The sequence below is a fragment of the Niveispirillum sp. FG156 genome (assembly GCF_057809555.1).
The window spans coordinates 22,944-45,742 of record NZ_JBMDKE010000041.1 but is presented as its reverse complement, the minus strand read 5'-3'; the positions used below and the strand labels follow the sequence as shown (position 1 = coordinate 45,742).

Here is a 22,799-nt window from a genome sequence, read left to right as displayed (position 1 = left end):
ATGAAAAAGCCCCTCCCCCAGCCAGCGGCGGGAGAGGGGCTTTCCCTGTCAGGTATCAACCCTGGCGGAACGGACGGCGCGTTGCGGCGGCACCGCCTTCGGCGCGGGCTTCGCCCTGGCGTTCGCCACGGAATTCGCGGCGCTTTTCACCGCCCTGGCCGGCGTCGCGGAAGTCGGCGCGGCCTTCGCCGCCATGGCCGTGGGGACGGCCCTTGCCGGCATGGGGCTTGTAGGGGTTGGCCTTGTGCGGGTGCGGGGTGCGGGCTTCACCGGCGACGGGGCTGGCATCCGGGGTCCAGGCGCGCTGCGGACGGTCACCGCCCTGATGCTGGCCTTCGCCCTGGAAGTCGCGGCGTTCACGACGCTCGCCCTGGAAACCGCCTTCACGGCGTTCGCCCTGCCAACCGCCCAGACGCTCGCTCTGCGAACGCTGTTCGCCGCCCTGATAACCACCGTCGCGGCGTTCGGCGCGGAAACCGCCCTCGGCGCGCTCACCGCCCTGATAGCCGTCACGACGTTCACCACCCTGGGCACCACCGCCCTGATAGCCACCCTCGCGGCGCTCGCCGCCCCAGCCGCCTTCACGGCGCTGGCCGCCATAGCCACCCTTGTTGCCATAGGGCTTGCCAGCCTGATTGCTGCGGGCGCCGTACGGCTTGGGCCCGCCAGCACCGCCGGGGCGGAACTTGCTGCGCTCCGGCTCGGGCATCGGCTCCAGGCCCGGCAGGGTGGTCTGGATATGCGGCTGGCCCGTATACTGCTCAATCGCGCGAACCAGATTGCGGTCATGGCGGGTGAACAGGCTGTAGGAGATGCCGGTGGCACCGGCGCGGCCGGTACGACCGATGCGGTGCACGTAATCTTCCGCGACGCGCGGCAGATCGAAATTGATGACGTGGGACAGGTCGGAAATGTCGATGCCGCGGGCGGCAACGTCGGTGGCGACCAGCACGTTGATACGGCTGTCACGCAGCCACTGCACCACGCGGTTACGCTCGCGCTGCTGCATGTCGCCATGCAGCGGCATGGCGCGGTGGCCCTGCTCGGACAGGCGGTCGGCCATCACATCGCAATCGGCCTTGGTCGCCATGAAGATGATGCCCTTGCCGAAGGCTTCATCTTCCAACAGGCGGCCCAGCAGCTTGTGCTTGTGGTCCAGACCGTCGGCGCGCAGCCAGCGCTGCTCAATGGAGGTGTTGGTGACGGCCTTGCCGGCCACATCGACGCGCACCGGGTTCTTGGTCAGGCTGGCGGCCAGCTTTTCTGCGGTGCGGTCCAGCGTAGCGGTGAACAGCAGGGTCTGACGACCTTCCGGGCAAGCGCCGGCAATCTGTTCCACGGCATCGCGGAAGCCCATGTCCAGCATGCGGTCGGCTTCGTCCAGCACCAGCATCTCGATGCAGGACAGGTCGACCTTGCCATTCTCCAGATGGTCGATCAGGCGGCCCGGCGTCGCGACGATCAGATCGGCGCGACGGCGCAGCATCTCGATCTGGGCGCGATAGGGCATGCCGCCCAGCACGGTGCCGGTCTGGATGCGACCGAACTTGGACAGCAGGCGAACCTGCTCCAGCACCTGGCTGGCCAGTTCACGCGTCGGCGTCAGCACCAGGACGCGCGGGCCCCAGGAACCGGCCTGACGCTCCGACGCGGCAATGCGGGCCAGGGCCGGCAGCACGAAGGCCGCGGTCTTGCCGGTGCCGGTGTTGGCGGACGCCACGACATCCTGGCCCTCCAGCGCGGCGGGAATGGCCTGCGCCTGGATCGGGGTCGGGGTGACATAGCCCAGCTCGGCCACGGCCTGCATCAGGGAAGCGGGAAGAGCGAGATCGGAAAAGGTAATGGTCAAGGAACGTGCTTTCTTCGGACAAAGCCAAACGCTCCGCACCGCCGGCCCTTCACGGGTCCGGACGCGGTTGGAGCGCAAGGGATGCCAAACGTCGGGATCATCCCGGCGCTGGCGGTTGCGCTTCGGAGCGGCTTCTGCTGGTTCGGAAAGCGAAGGGCGGCACCATCAGGGCGATGGGCAGCGACACGACCCGACTCTCATCATTCGGGGCGTATCTTGTTGGTGGCATGGGTGGCCACCGGGGGCCCCACAGCCACTCGGTTACGGCACGGACCATGCCGGAAACCATGCTGTTGCACCAGCGAAATCCGTCCCGCCCTCCGACAAGGCTGGGCAGCGCGCGGCGCAGGGCGGGTGCAAAAGCAGAAACATTGCATGGGCCAAACTTTCCCCGCTTGAGCGGAACTGCAAAGCATCGTAAGTTACATTTAACTTTTTACTTGACATTCCCAGGAGGTTGCATGTTTGCAACGAAATTGATCCCCGTCGCAGCGTGCGCGCTACTGCTGGCCGGCCCAGTACAGGCCGCATCCAGCTGGCAGGAGGCCAACAAGGCTTCTGTGGCGTTGATGGTGGAAGGCAAGTTGCAGCCGGCCTTCGACTTGGCGTGGCAGGCCGCAGAACTGTATGAGAAGACCCCCAACTACAAGCCCAGCAACCATGAGCGGCTGCTACTGAACGCCGCCGACATCTTCCTGCAGATCCAGAATCCTGCCAAGACACCGGAAATGCTGCAAAAGGCGCTGACGGCCATTGGCCGGCATGTGCCCGAGGGGGCGCCGGAAACCATCGCGCTGAACGAACAGTTGGCCAAGTCCTATCTGGCCCTGGGCGACAAGGCCAAGGCCAAGCTGATCTATGAGCGCGTGGCCACGCTTTATGAAAAGAACTATGGCGCCGACAGTGTGGGCAGCGTGAATGCGCAGCTGGAACTGGTCCGCACCGCCAAGGCCGCCCGCGATGCGGCAACGGCCCAGCGCTATCTGGACCGGATCGACGGCCTGACCAAGAGCCTGCCTGCCGATCACCCGATCCGCCTGCAGGTGGAATTTGAACAGGCCATGGGCGCCATTGATGCCGGTCGCGACAGCGCCGCCGGCGCGCAGCTTCGTTCCATCGTGAGGCAGGCGCGGGCGTCGGAGAATGTGGCGATGCGCAGCCTGGCCCGCGATGCCTATGGCATGCTGGCCTTCATTGCGCAGCGTGAGGGCGATCCGCAGACCGAGGACCGCATGGTGGAGGCCACGCGTGGCCTGCCGCAGCATGCCGGCGGTCCGCAGCCCCTGTTCCGCTCCATCCCGGAAAGCATCGAGAGCGGGCTGACCGGGTCTGCCACCATGGAGCTGCGCGTATCCACCGCCGACGGCAAGGTCAAGGAAGTCCGCGTTCTGGAAAGCTCCGGTGATCCAAAATATGTATCCGTGATGACCAAATCCATCCTGAACTGGCGGTTCCAGCCCACCGCGACCGAAGGGTCAGCCGGATCGCTGGTCACCGTGCGGCAGAGCGTCAGCAACGCGGCAAGCTGACGGGTCGAAATCACACCATACGATTGCATGCATTTGCAATCGTGCAATCTCCTGCGTTGAATGCCAGCCCCCGGAAAGATATCGTGCAGCCCGCGATATTTTTCCGGGGGTTTCCATGCGTGTTGCCAGTCTCGCTGTCTGTGCCTTGCTGCTGTCATCCTTGCCGGCATCGGCCATGACCTGGCAGGAGGCGAACAAGGCCTCCGTGGCGATGATGAATGAAGGCAAGCTGAATGAGGCCTTCGATCTGGCCTGGCAGGCGGCGGAAATCTATGAACAGTCCCCCACCTATAAGGCCGCCAGCCATGAGCGGCTGCTGCTGAACGCCATCGATATTTTCCTGCGTACGGGCAAGGACCGGGCCGCCCCCAGCACGATCCGCAAAGCCATCGTGGCCCTGAAACGCCATGTCGGTCCGGAGGATGGCACCCCGATCGCGGTGCATGAGCAATTGTCACTGGCGCTGATCCGTGCCGGGGATTTTGAGGCGGCGCGCGATGCACAGGATCAGGTCATCAACCTGTATGCCAAGAATTTCGGCGCGGAATCGGTGGGACATGTCAATGCTCTGTTGACCCAGGCGCGGCAGTTGAAGGGTGCCATGGACATCGTTGATGTCCGCAAGTATCTGGACCGCGCCTCCACCGTGGCCCAGGCCGTGCCGGCCAATCATGTCGTCCGCCTGATGGTGGATTATGAACATGCCCTGCTGACCATGGAAACCGGTCGCAAGGATGAGGCCGAGGCCATGTTCATCTCCGTCGCGGACCGGGGTGTCGGGCAGGATGATGCGGCGGTGAAGGCGGTTCTGCGCCCCACCTATGGCATGCTGGCCTATATCGCCTTCAAGCGCGGGGACAGCGTGACAGAGGACAAGTGGGTCGAGGCGACACGCGGATTGCCGGTGCCGGAGGGCGAGGTGAAACCGCTGTTCCGGGAGGTGCCGGACACGCCGGACAACCGCATCTCCGTATCGGGTCAGGTGACCATCGAATTCATGGTCTCCACCGCCGATGGCCGGGTGAAGGAAACAAAGATTCTGGAGAAATCCGGCAACCCGCAATATGCGACATCGGTTGAAAAGGCCGTTCGCACATGGCGTTACCAGCCGACGGTGCCGGTGGGTGATCCCGGTACCCTGATCCGTCAGAAGCAGACCTTCGGTTATCAGTATGAAAACGAAGAGGCGGAGATCGGGTCACGGTTCAAGCGGCGGAACTGATGCGTGAAGGCCGGGGTATCCACACGAGACACCCCGGCGCTTGCGGTCAATCCGCCGCATCCCCAACGGGCGGCACCGGTGCCACGCCCCAGATTTCGCTGGCATATTCCATGATGGTCCGGTCCGAAGAGAACCAGCCCATACCGGCGGTATTCAAAATGGCCTTGGCCGTCCATTCCGCCTTGTCCCGGTACAGCGCGCGGGCGGCAGTGTGGGCGTTGCGGTAATCCTCGAAATCGGCGGTGACCAGGAAATGGTCGCCATACAGCAATGCATCGACGATGGGGCGGAAACGTCCAGGGTCATCGGGACTGAAGGCACCATTGCCGATCATGTCCAGCGCACGCTTCAAATGCGGGTTTGCCCCCACGACGGCGCGCGGGTCAAAGCCGCCACCCGACCGCAGATCCTGCACCTCCTGCGCAGTCAGGCCGAAAATGAAGATGTTGTCGGCGCCGACATGGTCGCGGATTTCGACATTGGCCCCATCCAGGGTGCCGATGGTCAGGGCACCGTTCAGGGCCAGTTTCATATTGCCGGTGCCCGACGCCTCCATCCCTGCCGTTGAAATCTGTTCCGACAGGTCGGCGGCGGGCATGATGATTTCCGCCTGGCTGACATTGTAATTGGGCAGCATCACCAGTTTCAGCCGCCCGCGCACCAGCGGGTCATTGTTCACCACCTTGGCAATGTCATTCGCCAGTTTGATGATCAGCTTGGCCTGGTGATAGGCGGGTGCTGCCTTGCCGGCCAGGATCTTGGTGACGGGGGTAAAGTCTCGGTTGGGATTGTCCCGGATTTCATTATAGAGCGCCACCGTCTGCAGCAGGTTCAGCAACTGCCGCTTATATTCATGGATGCGCTTCACCTGCACGTCGAACAGGCTATCGACATCGACATCGATGCGCAGGTGGCGGGCGATATAGGCGGCCAGCCGCTTCTTGTTCTGGCGTTTGGCCCGGCGGAACTCTTCCTGGAACACCTCGTCCCCTGCCCTGTCCTTCAAGGCTGCCAACTGCCCCAGGTCGGTGATCCAGCCATCGCCGATGCGGCTGCTGATCAGGCGGGACAGGGCCGGGTTGGCCTGATGCAGCCAGCGGCGCGGGGTAATGCCATTGGTCTTGTTGGTGATGCGGTCGGGGAACAGGCGGTGATAGTCGGCAAACACCGTCTGCTTCATCAGGTCGGTATGCAGGGCAGAAACCCCGTTCACCTTGTGGCTGCCCAGGAAGGCCAGCCCGCCCATGCGCACCCGCCGCCCGCCATTCTCATCAATCAGGGACAGACGGCGGATCGTATCGATATCGCAACGAGACCAAACCCCTTGCAGGAACTTGGCATTGATATCGTAGATGATCTGCATATGCCGGGGCAGCACATGTTCCATCATGCCCACGGGCCAGCTTTCCAGCGCCTCAGGCAGCAGGGTGTGGTTGGTATAGCTGAAGGTACGGCGGGTGATGTCCCAGGCCTTGTCCCAATCCAGCCCATGGATATCAATCAGGATACGCATCAGTTCGGCGATACCGATGGCCGGATGCGTGTCATTCAACTGAATGGCCGCCTTTTCCGGCAGCGCATCGAAATCCTTATGATGCTGCATATAGCGGCGCAGGATGTCCTGGATGGACGCGCTGGTGAAGAAATATTCCTGCTTGAACCGCAGTTCGCGCCCCACCTCCGTCGCGTCATTGGGATAGAGCACGCGTGACAGGTTCTCCGACAGGACCTTGCCTTCCACAGCTTTCAGATAATCGCCATCATTGAAATGGTGGAAGTTGAAATCACTGGTGGCGCGGGCGGACCAGAGGCGCAACGTATTGATCGTTTCGCCACCGTAACCGACGATGGGCGTGTCAAACGCCATGGCATGGACAGTCTCGGTATCGACCCAGCGGCGTCGCTCCACCCCGGCCCCGTCGATATAGGTTTCGACCCGGCCATGAAAATGGATGGGGTACAGCACCTCTGGCCGCGCAAACTCCCACGGGTTGCCGAAACGCAGCCAATTGTCCGGGAATTCCACCTGAAAACCCTGATCGAAGCGCTGTTCGAACAGGCCATATTCATAGCGGATGCCATAGCCATAGGCCGGCAGATGCTGCGTCGCCATGCTGTCCAGGAAACAGGCGGCCAACCGGCCCAGGCCACCATTGCCCAGCGCCGGGTCGGGTTCGGCATCCAGCACTTCTTCCAGGCGCAGGCCCAGACGGTCCACCGCCTCCCGGCAGACCTCCGTCAGGCCCAGATTGTCCAGATTGTTGGACAGAAGCCGGCCAATCAGGAACTCCATGGAGAAGTAATAGATGCGCTTGGCATCGGCGGCATAAACCCCGCGCGTCGTGTCCATCCAGCGATCGACGACACGGTCGCGCACCGACAAAGCGCCGGAGGTGAACCAGTCGCGGCGCGTCGCCGTCTTGGCATCCTTGCCCACCGAATAGACCAGCCATTCCAGGAAAGAGCGTTTCAGCGCGTCGACATCTTCGGCCTTGCGGCCAATTTCGCGGGAACGGTAACGGGCATCCATGGTGGGCAGGCTTTCAACAACGGCAATGACAGAAAGATGTCACCATTCCGCCTTGCCGCCGACCGCTTGGCAATGGGAAAAAGCGGTGACCGACTCTTGTGCCATCAGCCTTGTCAAACTGTTACAGGCTTGACCTTTCCCGCCCGCCACCGCATTTCGAGGATGATGAGTTCCCCGCCCCCTCCTTCACCCCGGCGTTCCCGACAGAAGATGGAACCGCCCGTCATCCTGATGGGCCCCTTGCTGCGCGCCCGTGGCGCCCAGGGGGCGACGGGGTCGGGGCAGCGCTGGCGCGTGTCCGCGGTTTTCCTGCTGGCCGGTGATGCCGAACCACCCGATCTGCGGGTGGAGGGTGTCGGTCTGGCGGTGCCGCCGCGTTTCCTGCATGAATGGAAGGATATGCCGCCCGTGGGGCCGGTGGGTGTGCCCTGCCCGCCCGGCACGCTGCGCCTGTGGCGGTATGATTTTGCGGTGCCACGCGGGTTGCAGGATGGCCGGGCCACCTATGGCTTTGCAGAGGATGAGCGGCGGTGGATGCTGTCGGTGCCCGGCACCGCCATCGCGCCGCGCATCGGCTTTGTCAGCTGCGGCGGCTGTGAGGATGAGGACAGTATTGAGGCCGCCGGATTGCGGCGCAACGCCCTATGGGCACGCCTGCTGGGCCGCCACCGGTCCAGCCCCATGCATCTTTTGCTGATGGGCGGCGATCAGGTCTATGCTGACGGCCTTTGGGAACGGGTGCCGGCCCTGCGCAGCCTGTCGGAAGCCAAGCTGATGAAGCGGCTGGGCCTGTCCGCCGGCCCCGATCTGGCCGCACAGTTGGATGCCTGGTATCTGGCCACCTACCTGCATGCCTGGACCCAGGCCGAGCCGGCGGCCCTGCAAAGCGGCGTCGCATCGCTGTGCATGTGGGACGACCATGACATTATCGATGGCTGGGGCTCCCACCCGCCGGAACTGCTGGACAGCCCGGCCTATCGGGCGATTTACGAGGCGGCCCGCCGCGCCTTCCGCCTGTTCCAGATCGGCATGGGCGATGATGATCCCGCAGACACACTGCTGGCCGATGGTCCGCCCTCCTTCAGCCAGGCCCTGATGCTGAACGGTGTCGGCGTGCTTGCTCCCGATCTGCGCAGTGAGCGGACGGAGGACCGGGTGATGTCGCCGCAGACGCTGGCCGCCCTGCCGGCATGGCTGGATCGGTTCGCATCCTGCCGCCACCTGCTGCTGATGTCGTCGGTACCGCTGATTTTCCCCGGTTTCGGATTGGCCGAACGGTTCTTGAACCTGCTGCCGGGGCGGCAGGCGATGGAGGATGATCTGCGCGATCAGTGGCGCAGCCCCGCGCATCGCGAGGAATGGCTGCGGGTTTTGCGCATGATAACCGATTTCGCGCGGCGCAGCGGTGTACGCGTCACCATCCTGTCGGGGGAGGTGCATCTGGCGGCCCATGGCATGCTGTCTGCACCCGGCCTGCGCATCCGGCAGCTTGTCAGCTCCGGTATCGTGCATCCACCGCCCGACGGGTTCGGCGTCAGTATCATGGAAAGGCTGGCCGGGCGGCGGGAAAGCCTGTTCGACCGGCTGACCCTGTCCATGGAGCCGATGGATGCGGATGGCAGCCGCCTGCTGGCCAAGCGCAATTACCTGACCCTGACGGGCCAGGACAATGGCGACCTTCTGGCCGAATGGCATATCGAGGGCCGTGACGATCCCTGGACCGTCACCGTCGCATGATCACGCCTTGACGACCAACGCGATCCAGCCGGGAACCGGCTGTCCCCGGTCGATACGGGTGCTGTGATGGGCCAGATGCGTCAGGGTCAGGCTGGCCGCCGCCACCGCATCCTTTATATGTGCCTCTCCATGGGCAAAACGCCGGCCTTCATGCAGCTGGAACCCCGGCCCACCGCTGCGTTCGCAGGTGAAGGCGAAGCGGCCACCGGAAACCAGTGTTGTGGCAGCGGCTTCCATCACCGGCGCCAGATCACCGATATAGACAAGCACATCCGCCGCCAGGACCAGATCGAACGCCCCTGGCCGCTCTGCCATGGACCCAACCAGTTCCCCCACCCACAGGGCGTCATAGACATCCCGCGTGCGCGCCTTGTCCACCATGCGGGGTGACAGGTCGAATCCGGCCAGATACGAGGCCATGTCCCGGACCGCAACGCCGGCCAGACCGGTGCCGCAGCCGGCATCCAGCACGCGCAGGCCCGTCAGCCCGCCCTGATCCAGCAGCAATTGCCGCAGGGCCTGCGGCGCATCGTACCGCAGCTTGCCCACCAGCTCGCGGTCGAACCGGTCGGCATAGGTATCAAACAGCGCGCGGACGAAGGCCGGCGGCAGGCTGGTCTGCGCCCCAGCCCCGGCCAGCCCGGCAAGCAGCGGGGTGGCACCGGCGGGGTCAGCCTCATCCATGTCCAATGCATCCTGCCAAGCCTTGGCCGCCTTTTCCGGCTCCCCCAGATGCAGCCAGGCTTTGCCCAGCGCCACCCAGCCGAACGGCTGTGCCGGGTCTGCGGGATGGGCCTGACGCAGGGCGGCATCCAGCATCTCCACGGCAGCCAACGCCTCATCGGCATCGGTCAGGATGGCGGCGGTCGCGGTCGTGATGTCCAGATCATCCTTGGCCAGGAAGCGCGCCTCGCGCGCATGGTCAAGGGCGGCATCACGGTCACCCCCATCCAGCAGCAGGCGGGCCATCCGCACCTGTCCCACGGCATCGTCGGGGCGGCGGGTCAGCAGGTCGCGGCATTGGGATAACGCCTCTTCCCTCCGGCCCGCCATCATCAGGGCGGTGACCAGGGCGCGGCGCCAGGGAATGTGACCGGGATCGGCAGCCACCGCACGTGACAGGGCGTCCGCCGCCTCGCCGGCCTGCCCGTCCTCCAGCAAAAGCTCCCCCAGCAGGCCCACCGCCTCAAGACCATCATCCTGCCGCAGCAGGGTAATGGCCCCTGCGCGGTCCTGGGCATGCAGCAATTCATAGGCGCGGGCGACGGTATCCGACATGGCGAATCCTGGGACGGGCAAGGCGAGATGAAACCTGTTCACCCGCCCTATAGCATGAGTGTCGTGCCATGACAGACGGCTTCCAGGCCCGTTTCGGAACCAATTTTCTTTGATCTGTGACAAAGACGCATCAATCAGGACGATTCTTGGTTGACCCAATGCGTCAATTCTGGGATTGGTATGCGGCTGGCGCATGAAGCTGGTGACTTTAAGGGAGCGGCCACCGCATTCGAGTAACGGTGGTCTGATTGCAGGGCCCGCACGCAAGCGGGATTAACCGGCGGGGCAACCCGCCACGGATGACCGGAACCAGAGGGGACGATTGAGATGACGATGCGCCAATCCCGCGTTGCCACCCGCTCCCGCCCGGACTCCCGCCTGCTGCTCGCCTTTACCTTCCTGATCGCTCTGATGATCCTGGCCATTCCGGCCCGCGCCGGTTGCCTGGACCACATCGTCGATGCGGAAAAGGAATTCAACATCCCCAAGGGCATCCTGATGGCCGTGTCGCTGGTTGAAAGCGGCGGCGGCGGCACGCCCAGCCCGTTCATCATGAATGTGCGTGGCCGCGTGATGTTCCCGCGGACGGAGGCGGAGGCCGCCACCTATCTGCGCGACAATCAGGGCAACCTGCGCGGCAATGTCTATGCCGGCTGCATGCAGCTGTCGCTGGCCCATCACAAGCAGGCGTTCCGCCCGGTCGAAAAGATCGTGAACCCGGAAGCCAATGTGCGCTACGCCGCCAAGTATCTGGTCAGCCTGCGCCGCGAAACCGGCAGCTGGGCCGCTGCCGTCACCCGCTATAACGGGTCGTCGGGCGTCAAGGCCGCCTCCTACCAGTGCAAGATCAAGAATCAGCTGGTCAGCCTGGGTGCCCAGGGCAGCGCTGAACTGATCAGCACCACCGGCAAGTGCGACGTCAGCGATCCGCCGGCGGTGGGTCCGCGCACCCGCAAGGCCTTTGAAAGGCACGACGAGAATACGCCCGTCGGCTGATCCCCCGGAACGGCGCGTCGGCACGCCTTTGAATCTTTAAAATAAAATCAACACGGCTGCCCATGTCAGCCATGTGAACGATGGGCTGGTCCCTGACACCGGTTTGGCGCACCCATGATGCTCTGCCATCACGGTCGTTGAAACCGCCTGTCCATGCCGCGCCTTTCCACATTGCCACCCGTCGCCCGCGCCATCCTGGCGATGATTGCCGCTGTCACCCTGTTCAGCGCCATGAATGCCAGCATCAAATGGCTGGGTGGTCGCTATCCGGTCAGCCAGATCATCTTCTTCCGTGCGCTGTTCGCCATGGTGGTTCTGCTGCCGCTGATCTGGCGCGCGGGCGGGCTGATGTCGCTGCGGACGAAAAGGCCGCTGGGCCATCTGGCGCGCAGTGTCATCGGCGTCATTTCCATGACCTGCGGCTTCACCGCCATCACTTATCTGCCGCTGGCCAATGCCTCGGCTCTGGCCTTCACGGCCCCTCTCTGGACCACGACATTGGGTGTTCTGGTGTTGGGGGAGAAGGTGCGGTGGCGGCGGACACTGGCGCTGATCGTCGGTTTTTCCGGCGTGCTGATCATGATCCGGCCCGATGCCGCCCTGATCCAGGGCATCATGACCGGCGGCACGCAGGCGGTCGGCAGCCTGTTCGGCCTCACCTCCTCCTTCCTGGCGGCCTGCGCCATGATTTCGGTGCGGCGGCTGTCGGCGACGGAGCCCAGCACCAGCATCGTGTTCTATTTCATGGCCACCGGTATCATTGTGGCCGGCATCGCCATGTCGCGGGAATTCGTGATGCCGACACCGCATGATGCCGCCATGCTGGCGCTGCTGGGTATTATCGGCGGGCTGGCCCAGGTGTTGCTGACCACTGCCTATCGCGGGGCGCCCGTGGCGGTGATCGCGCCGTTCGATTACACTGCCATGCTGTGGGCAACCGGCTATGGCTTCCTGATCTGGGGTGAGGTTCCGCATCCGGCAGTGGCGGTTGGGGCCTTGATTGTGATCGCCAGCGGCGTCTACATCACGGTTCGCGAAACCCGCCTGGGCGTGACCAATCCCGTCAAGGCACAGACGATCACGAAGAACGCCTGAGATGAATTACCGCCACGCCTTCCATGCCGGCAACGCCGCCGATGTCATGAAGCATGCCGTCCTGGCCTGGCTGCTGGACCGGCTGCGGACCAAGGATGCGCCCTTCTTCGTACTGGATACCCATGCCGGGATTGGCCGCTACGATCTGAATGACCAGGCCGCGACCCGCACCGGTGAGGCGCTGCGCGGCATCCGCCGTGTTTTGGCCGATGGCAGCGCCGATCGGTTGCCGGAAGCGGCGAAGCCCTATCTCGATCTGCTGAACCGGCTGAATGACGGCGTGTCGCCGATCCGCACCTATCCCGGCTCCCCCCTGATCACCCGCATGATGATGCGCGAGCAGGACCGGCTGCTGCTGGCCGAACTGCATGCCGAGGATGTGCAGACGCTGCGAAACCTGTTCCGGGGTGATGCGCAGGTGGCGGTGCATCACATGGATGGATGGCTGTCGCTGAAGGCGCATCTGCCGCCCAAGGAACGGCGCGGTCTTGTCGTCATCGACCCGCCATTCGAGGCACCGGACGAGTATGAGCGCATGGTTGCGGCCCTGGCCCTGGCACATCGCCGCTGGGCCACGGGGCAATATCTGCTCTGGTACCCGGTGAAGGACCGGGCCGCCGTCTGGAAGTTGCATCAGATGCTGGAAGATACCGGCATCCCCAAGATGCTGGCGGCTGAGCTTTGCTGGTCTGACGATGACCGGTCCGGCCGCCTGAACGGCTCTGGCCTGATCCTGGTGAACCCGCCCTGGAAGACGCAAGAAGCCCTGTCCGAATTGCTGCCCGCACTTGGCGCGGCGCTGGCGGCGGGCACCGGTCCTACCGGTTGCCATTGGATCCGGGACGAGAGCGGAAAAACGGCGTGAGTGCCGGTTCACTCTCTTCATCTTTTGGTCATTGATCGCGTCTTGCAGGCGCCCGCCGCATCGGTCACAGTGCGGAAGCGTTGACCGCACCCGATGGTATGAAGCCTTTTGGACAGGTCGGGTGTTAGCATTCTTGTGTGACGGGGGAGAGATGGGAATGGTTCAGACGCCGCGGCGGCCCTTCATGGCGGAAATCCAGATGGCCAAGAGGGCGCCAAACCGTGGCGGTGAGGTGGCAGCCGCTGGCCCCGCCCTTCCCCCGCCCCCGCCGGCACCCGTCCATGTCGAAATGGACAATAGCGAGGTGATGGCGGCCATCGGTGCCCTGGGCACCAAGCTGGACCGGTTTCTGACTGTCGATCATACCCAGATCGAAAAAATCCAGATCGAAATCTCCGATATCGCAGGCCGCATCAAGGCCACGAAGGTGGAGATGGCGGCGCTGCGTCACCCGCTGTCCAATCAGGACACGTTCATGGAGGCCAGCGAGCAGCTGTCCGCCGTGGTGCGCTCCACGGAAACCGCAACGAACAGCATCATCTCCGCCGCCGAGGAGATCGAGGATATCGTCAACGAGGTGCGGTCGCAGTTGCCCGAGGGCTATCAGAACAGCCGCCTGAAGGATCTAAACGACGTCACCCTGCGCATCTTCGAAGCCTGTAACTTCCAGGATCTGACCGGCCAGCGCATCACCAAGGTGGTGCAGGCCCTGGCCTTCATCGAAGAACGTATCGATGGCATGATGTCGGTCTGGAACACCAAGGAGTTCGAGGCCATGCCCCTGCCGCCGGACATTTCCAAGCATGATGACGGTCTGGCCCTGCATGGTCCGCAGGAAAATGCGAAGGCCAGCATCTCGCAGGCCGATATCGACGCGCTGTTCGATTAGGGTTTGTCAGATGCATCCCCCCAGTGTCATCCCCTTGATAAGCGGGGACCCAGCGCGAGGCGCGGTCAGCGCCGATATGAGTCATATCGCAGCTATCGCCGCTTTCGCGGGGATGACTGTTGAGGCAAGGTCAACACGGACTCCATCAAGACCTGACAAACTCTATGGCAGGTCACAAGGCAGCAGCACTTCGCCGCCTCTTCACGCCACGGCGCGCCGGACCATTTCCTCCAGGCGCGTTGTGCGCATGTAAAGACTATGGCTGCGTTCCAGCAGGGAGCGCAGGGCCGATGGCAGCAACAGATTGTCCGGCCCCGACGGGTCGGCACAAACGGCCCCGCCTGACAGGGCGTAGTCATCCCCGACCGCCTGTGCCGGGGTTATTTCGCCCGCATGCACCGCCTTTTGCGCCAGCATCCAGGCCATGACCTGGGTCAGGCGGCTGGTCACCCGCATGCTTTCATAGGATACCTGAAGGCGGACGGTTGGCGGCAGGCCGCGCTGGTCTGCTGCCTCCTGATAGGCGACATAGTTCCGCGCCTCGACCAGAAGAGACATGGTCTCGTCGTAAGCGCGGTTAAAGAAGGCTGTCGGTCCGTTCACCCGCGGCTCCTTCCAGGCCATCCGCTCACGGGACCGGCCTTTGTCGTTGCTTCAGTGTGGGGCCATCCATCCCGGCTGACAATTGCGGCGAAAGTAGGTGCCGGGGCCTTGTTCGCGCCTTTCCGGCATGTGACCAATTTTTTTTGGATATGGCCCCTTGAAGGGGGGCGGGACGTTTCTTAAGTCTTGCAGTGTGAGGACGGCGCCCGTGAACGGGGTCGAAAATCCTCACTGAACCAAGGGGTTGGCCGATGTCGGGAACCCCGCACCTTAAACGTATCGCTCTTGGAGGATACCTATGCGTAGCTATGATCTGTCGCCGCTGTTCCGTTCCACCGTCGGTTTCGACCGTGTGACGCGCCTGCTGGAAAGCGCGCTGAACGGCGAGGATAACAGCCAGAATGCCTACCCCCCGTACAATATCGAAAAGCTGGGCGACGATAATTACCGCATCACGATGGCGGTTGCCGGTTTCGGCCTGGGCGATCTGGAGATCACCGCCCACCCCAATCTGCTGATCGTGCAGGGCAAGGCCAAGGAACAGCAGGCCGGCACCTTCCTGCATCGTGGCATCGCCGGGCGCGCCTTCGAACGCCGCTTCCAGCTTGCCGACCATATCCGCGTGAACAATGCCGCGCTGGAAAACGGCCTGCTGCATATCGAGCTGGTGCGTGAGGTGCCGGAAGCCATGAAGCCCCGTACCATTCAGATCAGCAATCTGACGCCCGCCGCCCTGCCGGCGACCACGACGGCGGTTGCGGCCTGATTTCAGGACAGAAAGCAGTACCAAATGAAAAGAGGGCCGCTACGTTGGCGGCCCTCTATTTTTTACCCGTTTCCCTGAAGCCCCACCCGTTCAACTCTGCCGAACGAGCAAGGCGACCCTATGTGCGTGGGGCGGCCCGGTCAACCGGGCTTGTCGGTATGACAACGATAACCGTAAAGAAATCGTCATCATTGTTGCCGAATTAACGCACCCCTTGTCCTATCCTTTCGCATAGCCAGCGGATTTCAGCGCGTCACCGATCTCCCCCAGAATGGCGGGATCATCGATAGTGGCTGGCATCTTCCAGGTCTCGCTGTCGGCGATCTTCTGCATGGTGCCGCGCAAGATCTTGCCCGACCGTGTCTTGGGCAACCGCTCCACCACCAGGGCCTGTTTAAAGGCGGCGACGGGGCCGATTTCGTCGCGGACCTTCTTCACCACTTCCTTGATGATGTCGGCATGGGGCCGGTCCACACCACGCTTCAACACGACAAAGCCCAGCGGCAACTGGCCCTTCAGGTCATCGGCCACGCCGATCACCGCGCATTCCGCCACATCCGGATGGCCGGACAGCACCTCCTCCATCGCACCGGTCGATAGGCGATGGCCCGCGACATTGATGATGTCATCGGTGCGGGCCATGACATAGATATACCCATCCTCATCGATGAAGCCGGCATCCGACGTCTGGTAATAGCCGGGGAAGTCAGCCAGATAGCTTTTGAAGAAGCGGTCACGCGCATTCCACAGGGTAGGCAGCGTGCCCGGCGGCAGGGGCAATTTGGCCACGATGGCGCCGATATCGCCCCGCTTCATCTCCGTCCCGTCCGGTGCCAGCACACGGATGTCCCAGCCGGGCAGCGGGACAGCGGTGCTGCCATATTTCACCTTCATCAGGTCGATACCCAGCGGATTGCCCGCCACGGGCCAGCCAGTTTCCGTCTGCCACCAATGATCGATGACCGGCACCTTCAGGTGGGTTTCGGCCCAGTTCAGCGTATCGGGATCAGAACGCTCACCTGCCAGGAACAAGGCGCGCAGGCAGGACATGTCATACTGGCCCAGCAACTCGCCGTTCGGGTCCTCCCGCTTGATGGCACGGAAGGCGGTGGGGGCCGTGAATTGCACCGCCACCTTATGCTCTGATATCACCCGCCAGAAAGCGCCGGCATCGGGCGTGCCGACGGGCTTTCCCTCGTAAACCAGGGTGGTGCAGCCATGCAGCAGCGGGCCATAGACGATATAGCTGTGCCCGACGACCCAGCCCACATCACTGGCGGCCCAGAACACCTCCCCCGGCTTCACGCCATAGAAATGCTCCATGGTCCATTTCAGGGCGACGGCATAACCACCGGTATCCCGCACCACCCCCTTGGGCTGCCCCGTCGTGCCAGAGGTGTAGAGCACATAGAGCGGGTCCGTCGCCGCCACCGCCACACAGGCCGCCGGCTCGGCAGTGGCGGCAGCCTTACCCCAATTGATGTCACGCCCTGGGATCAGGCTGGCCAGTGCCTGCGGACGCTGGAAGATCACGCAATGGTCGGGCTTGTGGCTGGCCTGGTCGATGGCGGCGTCCAGCATGGGCTTATAGGCCAGGACCTTCGTCCCCTCGATCCCGCAGGAGGCGGACAGGATGGCCTTGGGCGTGGCATCATTGATACGCGTCGCCAGTTCGTGCGGGGCAAAGCCGCCGAACACCACCGAATGCACCGCCCCGATGCGGGCGCAGGCCAGCATGCCCACCACCGCCTCCGGGATCATGGGCATATAGATGATGACGCGGTCACCCTTGCCCACGCCTAGATCACGCAGCACGCCGGCAAAGCGCGCCACCTTGTCCAGCAGTTGGGCATAGGTCAGGGTCTGCTTCACACCCGTCACGGGGCTGTCATAGATCAGGGCGGCCTGTTCCGCCCGCCCGCCCGCCACCTGCCGGTCCAGGGCATTATGGCAGATATTCAGCCGACCGCCGCGATACCAGCGGTAGAAGGGCTTGTCACTGTCATCCAGGATGGTGGTTGGGAAGACATCCCAATCGATGGCCCGCGCAGCATCCGCCCAGAAACCCGTCGGGTCCGACAGGGACCGTTCATGCAGGACCTGATATCGACCGGACATTTTGTAGCCTCCCCATATTTTTCCGCTTGGGGTAGTGATCCCTGGTAGTCTATTCCCATCCGCTTATGGATCGCCCTATACGATTGGGATAGAAAGCCGGATATCACGACGCCGCATTCTGTGCCCAGAATCACCGGAACGTATGCGTGGATTCATCCCCGACCTTGGTCTGCGACATTCGTTCCATTCATTGCCTGACCGGAAATACTGCCCCCAATGATCGTCGACAGCCGCCACATCATGTTTTCCCCGGAAGCCATCCGGGAAGCCGTGAAAACCTATCGCGAACTGTTTCCAGCCAAGCAGCCGCCGGGTCTGCTGGGTCCTATCGTCATCCGGGGCGCTGATCCGCTGATACTAGGCGTCAAGGTGCAGGCTATGGGGTCCAGCACCTATCGCGAAGTGGAAATGGATGAGAATGAGATCGCGGCCATGCTGATCGTGTTCTGCCGCAAGATCAAAATCCCCCTGCCCCGTACAGCGAACAAATCATTTGAGGTAGAGGGGGAGAACATCGCCCTGGTCGTCTCCAAGGCCATGATGATGCAGCGGCCCACGGGCGCCTGATGCTTTAGCGATCCGCCTGCCGGTTCACAACGGCTGTGACCGGGGCCAGAACAATCCCACGGTCGCGCAGGCTGGCGGACCATACCGACAGACGTTCCAGGCTGACGGGGTTTGTCACTTCCACAAACCCCACGGCGACGCCATTGGCCTGCGCCAACCGTTCCAACTGCGCCAGTTGCGCGTCGATGCCGATGCCGGACGGGATGCGGTCGATCTGCAAATCACTGATGGCGCGGGGCAGCGACAGTTCCTTGGCGACCGAGGCCGCCTTGCTGCCCGATACCTGCCACAGGTCAAGATAGACCAGCCCCCGGCGCTGCACCTGCAACAGCACACCGCGCAGGCTCTCCCGTTGGGTCAGGAAATCGGTACCGCTATCGGTCTTCGAGGTCACCCCGACATAGCCGGTAAAGGCCGCCAGACTGGCCTCCAGACGCCGCGCATTCTCCTCGTCCGACAGGTTGGACAGAAGCGTGTTGGGACCAGGGTCATTGGCGGGATAGCCCAGCGGCTGCATCGGCACCGACAACAGCACCTCATGCCCCTTGCCCCGCGCCTCATCCACCTGCACCTGCAAATTCTCACCCGACGGGGTGAAGGCGAAGGTGACAGCGCCCGGCAACCGGTCGATGGCCTCATGCGTGGCCGCCGCCGCCTGTCCCAGGCCCGTCACGACGATGGCAATGCGCGGGCGCTTGTCATCCTGGGGGAAAGGACGCGCGTAATATTGCCAGGCGGTGGTGCCATCCGGGGCCACACGCGGCACCCGGCCCACGCGCAGCCGTTCCAGCAACTGATCATTACGCGACGGTTGCAGGGTGACCGGCATGTCAACCGGGTCCAGCGGCACATCTTCTGCCGGTGAAGCCTCTGCCGCATCGGCAAAACGCGGGCTGCCATCCGGCAGCACAACGGGAACCGACCGTCCCATGCCGCGCGCCGCCTCCAGCCGCTCCATCGTATGCGGGGCCTCAATCGCCAGCCAGCCGGCGGTGCCGGCCAGGGCCAGAACCAGGACCATCGCGGCAACAGCTGGCGGCGTCGGTTTTGGCAAATTGCGCGCCGCCTTTACCGGCGCGTCACCGCCGTCATTGTCCGCCGCCCCGCCATCATCCGCCATGAAGGACAGATCAAGGTCGTCACCGCCCTTGGCCTTCTTGCTCTTGCGACCAAAGGACCAGCGTTTGCGATCCTTCTTGGCCGCGCGGTCATGCGTTTTGGCCGGCTTTTCCCGCTTGGCACCCAGACGGGACGCCAACACGGCGGCGCTTCCGCCATCCGCCGGGTCGGCTTCCTTCTTTTTCTTCCTGGCGAGCGGGAACAAGGCCACGGTTCAGATGCTTTGCGGGTTAATTGGTGTGCTTGGGCTGGTTGAACATCGACACCCCCCGCAGCAGATCGACGGCACGCGCCAACTGATAGTCCACGGGCGGCGCGTCGGCATTGTTATTGGCCGCAACGGGCGTGGCGGCAGGATTTGGCGTGGCCGCGGACGGAGCGGCAGGCGGCTGTGCCGCTGCACCGGGGGCCGGCGCCGGTGCCGGCTTTGCCGCAGCCCCCTGATCGGTGTTGCGCAGGGCGTTGGGCAGGTCGGCCTCCCGCCGGCGCTGACCGGCGGCGGCCAGTTCCTCGATCTTGGCCGGCTGCACCTCAATATCCGGGGTGATGCCCAGCTGCTGGATCGATTTACCCGACGGGGTGTAATAGCGCGAGGTGGTCAGGCGCATGGCGCTCTGCTGCCCCTGCAACGGGATGATGGTCTGAACCGATCCCTTGCCGAAGCTCTGCGTGCCCATCACGATGGCGCGCTTATGGTCTTGCAGCGCACCGGCCACGATTTCGGAGGCAGAGGCCGACCCGCCATTGATCAGCACCACGACCGGCAGGCCATCCGCCGCGTCACCGGGCTTGGCCGTATACCGATCGCCTTCCTTGCCGCCGCGCCCACGGGTGGAGACGATCTCTCGCCCCTTGTCCAGGAATGTGTCGGACACCGAAACAGCCTGATCCAGCAGACCACCCGGATTGTTGCGCAGGTCCAGCACATAGCCGATCAGCTTCGGCCCCAGCTGTTCCTTCAGCTTGGCCATGGCCTTGTCGAGGCCGGGCTGCGTCTGCTCGTTGAAGCTGGAGATGCGGATATAGCCGACATTATCCTCGGCCCGGAACCGCACGGACTGCACCTTGATGCTGGCGCGGGTCAGGCTCAACTGGATTGGTTCGGCCACGCTGGCGCGGCGGATGGTCACCTTGATGTCGCTGCCCACGGGGCCGCGCATCTTCTCCACCGCCTCATTCAGGGACAGGCCGACAATCTGCTCATCATTCAGATGGGTGATGAAATCACCGGGCTGCACGCCGGCGCGGGCGGCGGGCGTGTCATCCATGGGGGAGATGACCTTGACGAAGCCATTCTCCGTCGTCACCTCAATGCCCAGGCCCCCGAACTCGCCCCGGGTCTGCACCCGCATATCGGCGAAATTCTTCTTGTTCAGGTAGGAGGAGTGCGGATCGAGCGAGGTCAGCATGCCGTCGATGGCCGCCTCGATCAGCTGCTCGTCCGTCACCTCTTCCACATACTCGGACCGCACCCGCTCGAACACATCAGCGAAAAGGTCCAGTTGCTTATAGGTTTCCGACTTCAGCGGCTCACGCGCCAGGGCATCCGCCGTCACACCAAGGGGAAGAGTGAAGGCCAGCAGGGCCGCGATGGCGGCAGTGGAGAAGAGCTTGCTCATGTTCAACCTTGTCCTTTGCCGTCGGAGGCTGCAAGGCCGCGCGCGGGGTTGACCGGCTGACCACCGCGCCGCAGCTCATAATACAATGTCGGGTCCCCATCCCCCGACAGAAGTCCCACCGGCTCCCCGCCCAGCACGCGTTGTCCAACCTGAGCATCAATACGGCCCAGGCCGGACAGAAGCGAATGATATCCGTTGGAATGTTCAAGGATCAAGAGAAGCCCGTAGCCCTTGAACGGTCCCGCGAACATCACGGCCCCATCAGCCGGCGCCACCACAGGCCCCCCGGCGCGGCCGCTGTAGGTCAGGCCCCGGCTGGTGGCGCCTACATCGTCGGTCTGTCCATATCGCCGGACCACCTTGCCGCTGACGGGTGCCACCATCCCACCCAGGATGCCCGCCGATTGTGGCTCCTGCGGGGCGCGTTTCAGGCCGGCCACCTTGTCGCGGGCCCGCTGCTCCCGGTCGGCCTCCAGCTTGGCCTGACGCTGACGCTCGGCCTCCGCCTTGCGGGCGGCGGCAACCTTGCGCTCCGCCTCAATCTTCTCGATCAGTTCCTTCAGATCGCCGGCCTTATCGGCCAGGGACGACACTTCGGTCGCCAGCCGCGCCCGCTCGCTGTCCGTCGTCTTCGACAGTTCCTCACGCTTGGCCACCAGCGTGGCCAGATCCTTCTGACGCAGGGTCAGGCTTTCGGCGGCGCGGGCGGCCTTGTCCTTCTGTTCGGCCAGTTGCCGGCGCAGATCGACCAGCCCCTGCAGTTCCTTGGCCAGCGCATCGGCGCGGGTCTTCAGCTCCGGCACGGCGGAGCGCAGCAGCAGGGCACTTTTCACGGTATCGCTGGGCGATTGCGGGGCGGCGATCATGGTATCAGGCGGCAGGCGCGACAGGCGCTGCAACGCGCCCAACAGATCGGCCAGGGCGGCACGGTCAGCCTCAATCTTCTCCAACCGGGCCTTTTCTTCCGTCCCCAACTCACCCAACGCACCTTCCAGCCGGGCCAGTTCGTCGGCCTGGGTCCGCTGCTGATCCGCCGCATCAATGGCGCGGGCGCGCAGGTCGGCCAGGTCCTTTTCCAGCTGTTCCGCCTTGGCATCCAGTTGCGCCTTGGCCTTGTCCGCTTCCTTCAGATCGCGTTCAACCTGCTGCAACTGCTTGGCCGGATCAGGCTTCTTCTCCTGCGCCAGAACAGGTGCCGCCAGCAAGGCCGGCAGCAGCAAAAGCAGGGGGACAGGGGCAGAACGCAGGGACAAGAAAGGTGATTCCCGAATCGTTGTGAGATTTGAGATGAAATTTGACGCTCAAACCATTGATCTGACTTGAACAGCGAGGTCTCAAACCCATCAGGCAAGCAGTTTAAGGGTAAGTGGCGGCGGCGTCGATGACACAGTAAGGTGATCTTGAACTGATAGCGCAACCCGCTATCATGTCACCCATGAACAATGCACATCGCAGAACCCTGACGGCGATCCTGGACCGGCCAACACGGGCTGACATCCGGTGGAGCGATATCGAAGCATTGGTCAGGGCGCTGGGCGGAGAGGTCGTGGAACGGGAGGGTAGTCGCGTCGCCTTTATCCTGATGGGTGTGCGCGCCGTCTTTCACCGCCCTCACCCGCAGCCCACCACCCGGAAGGGGGCTGTTGATGCGGTACGGCAGTTCTTGGAGAATGCGGGAGTGGTATCATGAGCATGGAATATAGGGGCTATGTCGCTGGCCCCATCGCCTTTGACGCGGAAGACGGGGTTTTCTCCGGTACGGTGCAGGGCTTGAAGGACATCATCCATTTCGAGGGCACAAACGCACAGGAACTGCTGGGAAGCTTCCAGGCCGGAATCGATGATTATCTGGCCCTCTGCACAGAGCGGGGACAAGCCCCCGACAAGGCCTATAGTGGCAAGATGCTGGTGCGCGCGACCGCCGACCTGCACCGCAAGGCAGACCTCCGCGCACGCGCCGAGGGGGTCAGCATCAGCGAATGGATTTCGCGCCAGATTGCATCGGCTCGATAAACTG

19 protein-coding genes are annotated in these 22,799 nt (G+C 63.6%); 11 read left to right on the top strand and 8 right to left on the bottom strand.

The annotated features are described in order from the left end of the window. Positions 1-55 precede the first annotated feature (55 nt). Positions 56-1,849, bottom strand: coding sequence for a DEAD/DEAH box helicase (locus ACODSP_RS22635; protein WP_488967802.1), 1,794 nt, complete (start codon positions 1,847-1,849; stop codon positions 56-58). 461 nt (positions 1,850-2,310) lie between these two features. On the opposite strand from ACODSP_RS22635, the gene ACODSP_RS22630 reads away from it, so the two are divergent. After that, positions 2,311-3,378 (top strand): hypothetical protein, encoded by a 1,068-nt coding sequence (locus ACODSP_RS22630; RefSeq protein ID WP_488967801.1) that lies wholly within the window; start codon positions 2,311-2,313, stop codon positions 3,376-3,378. A 115-nt stretch (positions 3,379-3,493) separates the two neighbouring features. Then, positions 3,494-4,600, top strand: a complete 1,107-nt coding sequence (locus ACODSP_RS22625; RefSeq protein WP_488967800.1) for an energy transducer TonB — start codon at positions 3,494-3,496, stop codon at positions 4,598-4,600. A gap of 46 nt (positions 4,601-4,646) precedes the next feature. On the opposite strand, the gene ACODSP_RS22620 is transcribed toward ACODSP_RS22625, so the two are convergent. Then, positions 4,647-7,130, bottom strand: coding sequence for a glycogen/starch/alpha-glucan phosphorylase (locus ACODSP_RS22620; RefSeq protein ID WP_488967799.1), 2,484 nt, complete (start codon positions 7,128-7,130; stop codon positions 4,647-4,649). 210 nt (positions 7,131-7,340) lie between these two features. On the opposite strand from ACODSP_RS22620, the gene ACODSP_RS22615 reads away from it, so the two are divergent. Continuing rightward, positions 7,341-8,867: an alkaline phosphatase D family protein gene (locus ACODSP_RS22615; RefSeq protein ID WP_488967798.1), complete on the top strand. Its 1,527-nt coding sequence runs from the start codon at positions 7,341-7,343 to the stop codon at positions 8,865-8,867. Here the strand turns inward: ACODSP_RS22615 and ACODSP_RS22610 are convergent, their stop codons facing one another. Then, complete coding sequence (locus tag ACODSP_RS22610; protein ID WP_488967797.1) at positions 8,868-10,145, bottom strand: tetratricopeptide repeat protein; 1,278 nt, start codon at positions 10,143-10,145, stop codon at positions 8,868-8,870. It abuts the gene before it with no gap. A gap of 327 nt (positions 10,146-10,472) precedes the next feature. Between ACODSP_RS22610 and ACODSP_RS22605 the strand changes: the two genes are divergently transcribed. The 4 genes from ACODSP_RS22605 (at position 10,473) to ACODSP_RS22590 (ending at position 13,990) form a co-directional block, all read left to right on the top strand. After that, positions 10,473-11,141, top strand: coding sequence for a transglycosylase SLT domain-containing protein (locus ACODSP_RS22605; RefSeq protein ID WP_488967796.1), 669 nt, complete (start codon positions 10,473-10,475; stop codon positions 11,139-11,141). A gap of 153 nt (positions 11,142-11,294) precedes the next feature. Then, on the top strand, positions 11,295-12,236 hold the full coding sequence (locus ACODSP_RS22600) for a DMT family transporter (protein ID WP_488967795.1): 942 nt from the start codon (positions 11,295-11,297) through the stop codon (positions 12,234-12,236). A 1-nt stretch (position 12,237) separates the two neighbouring features. Beyond that, positions 12,238-13,101: a 23S rRNA (adenine(2030)-N(6))-methyltransferase RlmJ gene (locus ACODSP_RS22595; protein WP_488967794.1), complete on the top strand. Its 864-nt coding sequence runs from the start codon at positions 12,238-12,240 to the stop codon at positions 13,099-13,101. A 157-nt stretch (positions 13,102-13,258) separates the two neighbouring features. Further along, on the top strand, positions 13,259-13,990 hold the full coding sequence (locus ACODSP_RS22590; RefSeq protein ID WP_488967793.1) for a protein phosphatase CheZ: 732 nt from the start codon (positions 13,259-13,261) through the stop codon (positions 13,988-13,990). A gap of 201 nt (positions 13,991-14,191) precedes the next feature. Here the strand turns inward: ACODSP_RS22590 and ACODSP_RS22585 are convergent, their stop codons facing one another. Then, the gene (locus tag ACODSP_RS22585) at positions 14,192-14,593 is read right to left on the bottom strand and encodes a DUF1465 family protein (protein WP_082372545.1); all 402 of its coding nucleotides are present in this window, start codon (positions 14,591-14,593) and stop codon (positions 14,192-14,194) included. Between the two features lie 298 nt (positions 14,594-14,891). On the opposite strand from ACODSP_RS22585, the gene ACODSP_RS22580 reads away from it, so the two are divergent. Continuing rightward, complete coding sequence (locus ACODSP_RS22580; protein WP_054169497.1) at positions 14,892-15,359, top strand: Hsp20 family protein; 468 nt, start codon at positions 14,892-14,894, stop codon at positions 15,357-15,359. A 219-nt stretch (positions 15,360-15,578) separates the two neighbouring features. Here the strand turns inward: ACODSP_RS22580 and ACODSP_RS22575 are convergent, their stop codons facing one another. After that, positions 15,579-17,477 carry a propionyl-CoA synthetase gene (locus tag ACODSP_RS22575; protein ID WP_488967792.1) on the bottom strand — a complete coding sequence of 633 codons (1,899 nt, stop codon included), beginning with the start codon at positions 17,475-17,477 and terminating at the stop codon, positions 15,579-15,581. Between the two features lie 216 nt (positions 17,478-17,693). Here ACODSP_RS22575 and ACODSP_RS22570 point away from each other — a divergent pair, with 216 nt between their 5' ends. Continuing rightward, positions 17,694-18,044 (top strand): hypothetical protein, encoded by a 351-nt coding sequence (locus ACODSP_RS22570; RefSeq protein ID WP_488967791.1) that lies wholly within the window; start codon positions 17,694-17,696, stop codon positions 18,042-18,044. Positions 18,045-18,048: 4 nt separating this feature from the next. Here ACODSP_RS22570 and ACODSP_RS22565 read toward each other — a convergent pair whose 3' ends face one another. The 3 genes from ACODSP_RS22565 to ACODSP_RS22555 all read right to left on the bottom strand — a co-directional run bounded on the left by ACODSP_RS22565 (position 18,049) and on the right by ACODSP_RS22555 (position 22,035). Next, positions 18,049-19,305, bottom strand: coding sequence for a divergent polysaccharide deacetylase family protein (locus ACODSP_RS22565; RefSeq protein WP_488967790.1), 1,257 nt, complete (start codon positions 19,303-19,305; stop codon positions 18,049-18,051). 88 nt (positions 19,306-19,393) lie between these two features. Then, complete coding sequence (locus tag ACODSP_RS22560) at positions 19,394-20,782, bottom strand: S41 family peptidase (protein WP_488967789.1); 1,389 nt, start codon at positions 20,780-20,782, stop codon at positions 19,394-19,396. Between the two features lie 2 nt (positions 20,783-20,784). After that, positions 20,785-22,035, bottom strand: a complete 1,251-nt coding sequence (locus ACODSP_RS22555; protein WP_488967788.1) for a murein hydrolase activator EnvC family protein — start codon at positions 22,033-22,035, stop codon at positions 20,785-20,787. Positions 22,036-22,208: 173 nt separating this feature from the next. On the opposite strand from ACODSP_RS22555, the gene ACODSP_RS22550 reads away from it, so the two are divergent. Beyond that, a complete protein-coding gene (locus ACODSP_RS22550) occupies positions 22,209-22,472 on the top strand; it encodes a type II toxin-antitoxin system HicA family toxin (protein WP_488967787.1) in 264 nt (87 codons plus the stop codon). Next, positions 22,469-22,795, top strand: a complete 327-nt coding sequence (locus tag ACODSP_RS22545; RefSeq protein WP_488967786.1) for a type II toxin-antitoxin system HicB family antitoxin — start codon at positions 22,469-22,471, stop codon at positions 22,793-22,795. The genes ACODSP_RS22550 and ACODSP_RS22545 overlap by 4 nt, the downstream gene beginning before the upstream one ends. Positions 22,796-22,799 lie beyond the last annotated feature (4 nt).

What these genes read in the sequence shown, in the direction of transcription:
- ACODSP_RS22630 (WP_488967801.1), top strand. Translation starts at nt 2,311, where the DNA reads ATGTTTGCAACGAAATTGATCCCCGTCGCAGCGTGCGCGCTACTGCTG.
- ACODSP_RS22625 (WP_488967800.1), top strand. Translation starts at nt 3,494, where the DNA reads ATGCGTGTTGCCAGTCTCGCTGTCTGTGCCTTGCTGCTGTCATCCTTG.
- ACODSP_RS22620 (WP_488967799.1), bottom strand. Translation starts at nt 7,130, where the DNA reads ATGGATGCCCGTTACCGTTCCCGCGAAATTGGCCGCAAGGCCGAAGAT.
- ACODSP_RS22615 (WP_488967798.1), top strand. Translation starts at nt 7,341, where the DNA reads ATGGAACCGCCCGTCATCCTGATGGGCCCCTTGCTGCGCGCCCGTGGC.
- ACODSP_RS22610 (WP_488967797.1), bottom strand. Translation starts at nt 10,145, where the DNA reads ATGTCGGATACCGTCGCCCGCGCCTATGAATTGCTGCATGCCCAGGAC.
- ACODSP_RS22605 (WP_488967796.1), top strand. Translation starts at nt 10,473, where the DNA reads ATGACGATGCGCCAATCCCGCGTTGCCACCCGCTCCCGCCCGGACTCC.
- ACODSP_RS22600 (WP_488967795.1), top strand. Translation starts at nt 11,295, where the DNA reads ATGCCGCGCCTTTCCACATTGCCACCCGTCGCCCGCGCCATCCTGGCG.
- ACODSP_RS22595 (WP_488967794.1), top strand. Translation starts at nt 12,238, where the DNA reads ATGAATTACCGCCACGCCTTCCATGCCGGCAACGCCGCCGATGTCATG.
- ACODSP_RS22590 (WP_488967793.1), top strand. Translation starts at nt 13,259, where the DNA reads ATGGTTCAGACGCCGCGGCGGCCCTTCATGGCGGAAATCCAGATGGCC.
- ACODSP_RS22580 (WP_054169497.1), top strand. Translation starts at nt 14,892, where the DNA reads ATGCGTAGCTATGATCTGTCGCCGCTGTTCCGTTCCACCGTCGGTTTC.
- ACODSP_RS22575 (WP_488967792.1), bottom strand. Translation starts at nt 17,477, where the DNA reads ATGTCCGGTCGATATCAGGTCCTGCATGAACGGTCCCTGTCGGACCCG.
- ACODSP_RS22570 (WP_488967791.1), top strand. Translation starts at nt 17,694, where the DNA reads ATGATCGTCGACAGCCGCCACATCATGTTTTCCCCGGAAGCCATCCGG.
- ACODSP_RS22560 (WP_488967789.1), bottom strand. Translation starts at nt 20,782, where the DNA reads ATGAGCAAGCTCTTCTCCACTGCCGCCATCGCGGCCCTGCTGGCCTTC.
- ACODSP_RS22550 (WP_488967787.1), top strand. Translation starts at nt 22,209, where the DNA reads ATGTCACCCATGAACAATGCACATCGCAGAACCCTGACGGCGATCCTG.
- ACODSP_RS22545 (WP_488967786.1), top strand. Translation starts at nt 22,469, where the DNA reads ATGAGCATGGAATATAGGGGCTATGTCGCTGGCCCCATCGCCTTTGAC.